The organism is Phenylobacterium sp., assembly GCF_036495085.1.
Taxonomy (GTDB): domain Bacteria; phylum Pseudomonadota; class Alphaproteobacteria; order Caulobacterales; family Caulobacteraceae; genus Phenylobacterium.
This window is the reverse complement of record NZ_DASXNL010000081.1, coordinates 53,039-59,038: the sequence shown is the minus strand read 5'-3', so window position 1 is coordinate 59,038 and position 6,000 is coordinate 53,039. Positions and strand designations below refer to the sequence as shown.

The 6,000-nt window shown below is 61.3% G+C and carries 5 protein-coding genes and 1 pseudogene; 5 read left to right on the top strand and 1 reads right to left on the bottom strand.

Translation table 11 applies throughout. From position 1 onward, the window contains the following. Positions 1 to 270: hypothetical protein (locus VGI62_RS09810; RefSeq protein WP_331504298.1), on the bottom strand; the 270-nt coding region annotated here is incomplete at its 3' end. Between the two features lie 160 nt (positions 271 to 430). Between VGI62_RS09810 and VGI62_RS09805 the strand changes: the two genes are divergently transcribed. The 5 genes and pseudogenes from VGI62_RS09805 to VGI62_RS09785 all read left to right on the top strand — a co-directional run bounded on the left by VGI62_RS09805 (position 431) and on the right by VGI62_RS09785 (position 5,927). After that, positions 431 to 619 (top strand): hypothetical protein, encoded by a 189-nt coding sequence (locus tag VGI62_RS09805; RefSeq protein ID WP_331504297.1) that lies wholly within the window; start codon positions 431 to 433, stop codon positions 617 to 619. Between the two features lie 465 nt (positions 620 to 1,084). Further along, positions 1,085 to 1,672: pseudogene (locus tag VGI62_RS22430) on the top strand (hypothetical protein); the annotation flags it as partial. A gap of 834 nt (positions 1,673 to 2,506) precedes the next feature. Next, a complete protein-coding gene (locus tag VGI62_RS09795) occupies positions 2,507 to 3,481 on the top strand; it encodes a YadA family autotransporter adhesin (RefSeq protein WP_331504295.1) in 975 nt (324 codons plus the stop codon). Positions 3,482 to 3,627: 146 nt separating this feature from the next. Next, positions 3,628 to 4,758, top strand: a complete 1,131-nt coding sequence (locus VGI62_RS09790; RefSeq protein ID WP_331504294.1) for a DUF2827 family protein — start codon at positions 3,628 to 3,630, stop codon at positions 4,756 to 4,758. Further along, a complete protein-coding gene (locus tag VGI62_RS09785) occupies positions 4,755 to 5,927 on the top strand; it encodes a DUF2827 domain-containing protein (RefSeq protein WP_331504293.1) in 1,173 nt (390 codons plus the stop codon). The genes VGI62_RS09790 and VGI62_RS09785 overlap by 4 nt, the downstream gene beginning before the upstream one ends. Positions 5,928 to 6,000 lie beyond the last annotated feature (73 nt).

The window sequence follows — 6,000 nt, the reverse complement described above, 5'->3', positions numbered from 1 at the left end:
GTCAATAATATTGTCTTCTGAATATAGATCGGAAAGGATAATTATTGGGGGCGTTGATCGCAAAGTTGCTATCGCCCAAGAGATAACGTCTAACACCCCACCTTCTGGAATATTCCAGTCTATGATAAGAACGTCATACGTCTCAAGGCGGAGCGTTGATATCAATTTTCTGGAGCAATTAAATGTATCGCATGTATTTCTTTCGCCAATTAGAGCGAGTATCGCAGTATTAATCTCTCCGTCGTCGTTACATAGCGTTGCGATACGCACGGCGGGCCTCGAAGAGAGCGACTTTCTTGGTCAACTTTCAGAAAGCCAAGTGATGTGGTCCAGTGCGATTGGACGGCATCTTCATCTGGGCGCAATGTTAGCCGAGACCTCTGCCCCGGCGTCGAGCAATCGGCCGACGTCTTGTAGGATCGTCCATAATTTGAATCTCGTCCGGCGCCACGCCATGGTCATGGACCGCGGCCGCTTCGGGTCCGCCGCCTCGCTCGAGACCGGCTGGCGGATGCCACTGAGCGCCTGGACGCCCGCTACCGGTCCGAACCGCCAACGCCTTCACCGTGCGGGCGGCCCGAAGTCGGCGCCCCGCCGGGAGGCCAAGGCGCTTCTCTGATCCTGGTTAGGTCGAGACGACAGCCGGTGGACGGCGCGCGATGAATGCGCCGGCCACCTACCAGTAAGCGTCCCGCCCTGGCTGTTCGCCGACCCGGGACGCCGTCCCATGGAAACTGCTTCCCGCCATGCTTAGATCGGGTCGGGCATCGAGGAAAAATACAATTCCTATTAGAATTTAGTCGTCCAAAGAAATGGTGTCCATTCTCCCATGAATTGTCAGATATAAATCGACGATACGTGAGGTTGATACAATAGTTTACATTCTGGTTTATTGCTTCGACCTCGACGCATGGCTTAGGTCTCTGCCCTAGATCTCCCAAATGTGGGGGAAATCAGGGGAGAAGTTTCATTGAATTTCCAGGCGAACGGCGACGGCCGTCGATCCCACACTGGCCGGGCTGCCGGCGCGGGTCGGGTCTTCGGCATTTCGGGGGCGCTATCGCGGAACTTGCGCCGGCGGATCATGGCGGTTTTGCGCCTGTCATCCATGTTTGTGGTGTTCGGCCGGCGGGCCGATTCAGGCGGCCTGGGTTGCATCCATTCCGCACGGAAGATAGGCGCGGCGTCCCTCGCAGGCGTCCTGGGCCTAACTGGCACGCTGGCAATCAGCGCCCAGGCCTCGGCGCAGGTTATCGTTGATCCTTCGGGCAACCCCAGCACGAGCGGCAACAGCGCCAGTGGCGCCGGATCGGTCGCGGTCGGGCGCCTCAATAGCGCCAATGGCGTCGGGTCGGTCGCGATAGGTCGCAATAATAGCGCCAACGGCGGCGGGGCGGTCGCCGTCGGGCGCGGGAACAGCGCCAATGGCGCCGGGGCGGTCGCGATCGGGAGCAGCAACAGCGCCAATGGCGCGGGAGCGGTCGCGATCGGGGCGAGTGCAAACGCAGCTGCTAATAATTCGGTCGCCCTCGGCTCGGGTTCGGTCGCCGATCAGGCGGACACGGTCTCCGTCGGTTCGCAGGGGGGCGAACGTAAGATCGTTAACGTCGCGGCGGGAGACATTTCGTCGGCGGCCTCCACTGACGCTGTCAACGGGGGGCAGCTGTTCACCACCAACAGTAACGTGTCGACCCTGTCGACCGGGCTGGACGCCACCAACAGCAACGTGTCCAACCTGTCCACGGGCCTATCCACCACCAACAACAACGTGTCGACCCTGTCGACCGGCCTGGACGCCACCAACAGCAACGTGTCCAACCTGTCGACGGGCCTATCCACCACCAACAATAACGTGTCGACCCTGTCGACCGGGCTGGACGCCACCAACAGCAACGTGTCCAACCTGTCGACGGGCCTGTCCTCCACGGATAGCAACCTGTCCAGGCTAGCCTCCAAGACCTCGTCGAGCGTCTCCACCCTGACGTCGGGCCTGTCCTCCACCAACAGCAACGTGGCCACCCTGTCGACTGGCCTGTCCTCCACGGACAGCAACCTGTCCAGGCTGAGCTCCAAGACCTCGTCTAGCGTCTCCACGCTGACTTCGGGGCTGTCCTCCACGGACAGCAACCTGTCCAGGCTAGCCTCCAAGACCTCGTCGAGCGTCTCCACCCTGACGTCGGGCCTGTCCTCCACGGACAGCAACCTGGCCGCGCTGAGCTCCCAGACGTCGTCGAGTGTCTCCACCCTGACGTCAGGCCTATCCTCCACGGACAGCAACCTCGCCAGGCTGAGCTCCAAGACCTCCTCGAGTGTCTCCACCCTGACGTCTGGCTTGGCCTCCACGGACAGCAACCTGGCCACGCTTAGCTCCCAGACGTCGTCGAGTGTCTCCACCCTGACGTCTGGCCTGTCCTCCACGGACAGCAACCTGGCCACGCTCTCCACGACCTTGTCGCCGGTGACCCAGCAGAGCAACGCGATCGCCGCCAACGGCGGAACGGCCGGTGTGACGGCCTTGGGCGGAGGCACCGCGAGCGGCATCGTCTCGACTAATGGCAACGCCTCAGGCGCAGGCGCCGGCTCATATTCTGCGGCAGAGGCGGCGGCCCGGGCGTCCGGCCAGGATTCCGCTGCGACGGGTCAGTTCGCCACCGTGCAGGGGGCCGGAGGAACGGCCTATGGCGCGTGGTCGAGCGTCACTGGGGACAATGGCACCGCGATCGGCTACAGCGCCGTGGCTGGCGCCGGATCTGTCGCCCTCGGTTATGCCAATCAGGCGACCGGTGGGCAGTCCGTCGCCATCGGCTACGCCAACGTGGTGACCGGAAATAACTCGGGCGCCATCGGCGACCCGAATATGGTCGTGGGCTCAAACAGCTACGCCATCGGCAACAACAACTACATTGCCGCGGACAATGCCTTTGTCCTTGGCAACCGCGCCGCCATCGCCGCTGGAAGTAACGGGGCGGTCGTTGTGGGCAATGCGGGCTCCGTAACTGCGGCGAATGGCGTTGCGATCGGCAGCGGGGCCAGTGCAAACGCCGCGAACTCGGTTGCGCTCGGTTCGGGGTCGGTCGCCAACGAGGCGAATACGGTCTCCGTCGGCTCGGCCGGAAATGAGCGGCGTGTCACCAATGTCGCGCCCGGCGTGAACGGGACGGATGCAGTAAACCTCGATCAGTTGAATGCCGGCGTGGCCTCGACCTTGGGAGCAGCCAATGCCTACACCAACACCCAGATCGCGAATCTGAACCGGAACCTCAGCTTCGGTATCGCCGGCGCCACTGCGCTGACGATGATCCCGGAGATTGCGCCCGGCCAGAAGTTCTCGGTCGGCATGGGCGTGGCGGACTTCAACGGCTATTCCGCCGTTGCTCTCGGCTTCAGCGGACGGGTGAATGAACACGTCAACGTCAAGGCGGGCGCCTCCATCTCCAACGGTCGATCGACCTACGGCGGAGGCGTCTCCTTCGGCTTCTAAGGCATTGCGAGGCTTGCCGCGGATAACCTCGCGCAGCGGCATGAAGCGGGCAGGACATCCTTTGCGGACTATCCTGCCCGCTTCACCCGGCCTTTCAAATATTTCATTCGAATTTGCCTCGAATCTTCAAGTTTCAGGATTCCATGTTGCGTGTCGGCATAAGCATACTATCCACCGAAGGCCGTAACGTTTGGAACAGTGGCATCGATCAGAACGTATATTTTCTGGCATCTCTTCTGGACGGCATTCCATTTGTCGATAGGGTCTTACTTCTGGACTGCGGTGATCAGCATCGGGCGCCCGATGATGCCGGCTCATTTGCCGATCGTTTCCCCATCGTGCAGCTCCGCGAGGCGGACGATCTCGTCGATGTCGTCATAGAGCTCGCAGGGGGCCTCGAGCGCGAATGGTGCGCCCGCTTCCGGGCCCGCGGGGGCAAGATCGCGACGCATCTTTGCGGTCATGTCTACGCGCCCTTCGTCGCCCAGACGATCTTCGACCATCGCACCTACTTCAGCGCCGAACCTCGCGACGAGATATGGATCCTTGCCAAGGATCAGCAATTCCGTGCGATGCTGCGCGCGATCCACCGCTGCCCGGTGTTCGAGACGCCTTATCTATGGGCTCCTGATTTTCTCGACGAGTCCGCGGCGACGATGGCGTCGCAAGGGCTGAGTTTCGGCTACAGGCCCGGCTCGCTGAGCGCCGGAGGCGCCGTTCCCGCGATCTTCGAGCCGAACATCTCCCCGATGAAGGTGGGGATAATCCCTTTCCTTATCTGCGAGGAAATGCAGCGGGCGGATCCGCACGCCCTGGCTCGGGTTCACTTCATGAACACTGCCCACATGAAGAACCACCACACGCTAGTTTCATTGGTCGGAAATTCCGATCTGTACAAGGTCGGTAAGGTCAGAATCGAAGCGAGGGACTATTTTACCAAGGTAATGGGGGGCGGCGCTAATTTGGTTGTCAGTCACCAAATTACCTGGTCACAAAACTATCTTTATCTAGACGCCCTGCATGGCAACTACCCGCTCATTCACAACTCTACATTGTTCTCGGATGCGGGATATTACTACCCCGATTCTGATGTCCCGGCTGGCGTCGAGCAATTGCGGCTCGCTATCGCCGACCACGATCACAACCTCGACAGCTACGCCGCCCGCGCGGCGGCGAAGATCGCCTCGCTTTCTCCCGACAATCGCGTCAACCGCGACGCCTATGCCCGGCGACTGCTCGCGCTGGTGGAGCCGAGCCGGCGGAACCGGGTGGCATGAACATGGCGTTCAGCCGAAAGCCGGGCCGCGCGTCGGGAACGCCGCGCGGTCTGAGGATTGGAGTCACCCTTTACGTGCGCGAGGGACACCAATCCCTCTGGGAGAACGGCATCTTCCAGAACTGCTATTTCTTGATTGAGTTGCTCAACCGCTCACCGTTGTTCGAGCGGGCCTTCATCGTAAATGGCGGGCCAGGTGATCCAGCGTTAGCTGGCGATTTCCTATCGCAGGCCTCAGCCCCGGTCATCGATCTCAACGAGGCGATGAACGGGCTGGATGTCGTGATCGAACTGTCGGCCCAACTCGACGCGGAATGGGGTCGCCAGTTCGTGGCCAAGGGCGGGCGCATCGTTTCGATGCATGTGGCGTCCGACTTCATCATCGACGCCGAGCGCATGATCTACGATCTCGATCCTGCCTTGCTGATGGCGCCGACCCCCTATGCCGAGGTTTGGACCCTGCCGGCCTTCGCGAAAACTTGCGCCAGCTATTATGCCTCGGCCCAGCGCGCGCGGGTCCGCGTCATGCCCCATCTTTGGAACGCAACCCTATTGGAGCGCGCCGCTGCGGCGCGCGACACCCGCTGCTTCGAATACGAGGCAGGGAGGGCGCGCTGGCGCTTGGCCATACTCGAACCCAACATCTGTACGGTTAAAACCTGCCACTTGCCGCTGCTTCTCTGCGATGTGGCGCACCGGCTCAACCCCGATGCCATTGAGTCCCTGCGGGTCTTCAATGCCCTCAGGCTCAAGGACCACCCCGAGTTCGTCGCCTATGCGCGCAGCATGGATCTTGTGCAGCAGGGGCTGGCCACGTTCGACGGGCGTTTTCCGATCTTCGAGATCCTGGGGCGGGAATGTGACGCCGTCGTCTCTCACCAATGGGAAAATGCTCAGAACTATCTCTACTACGAGGCGCTTCATGGGGGCTTCCCGCTAATCCACAATTCAGATCTGCTTGGCGACTGCGGCTATCGCTATCGCGATTTCGATCCCGCGGACGGCGCACTGGCGCTCTTGCAGGCCCTGGCCGAGCATGATCGCAACCTCGAGGCCTATCGCGCCCAGGCTCAGGCTTTCCTGAGCGGACTCGATCCTTGTCGGGATGACAATATCGCAACCTTCAGCACTGCCATCGCCGGGCTCTATGACGCCAAGCGCCCCGCATGAATCGTCGGACTGTACGGAATGGACTGCTGGGGCTCGCACTGAGCATCGGCGGGATGGGCGTAGGTTATATATC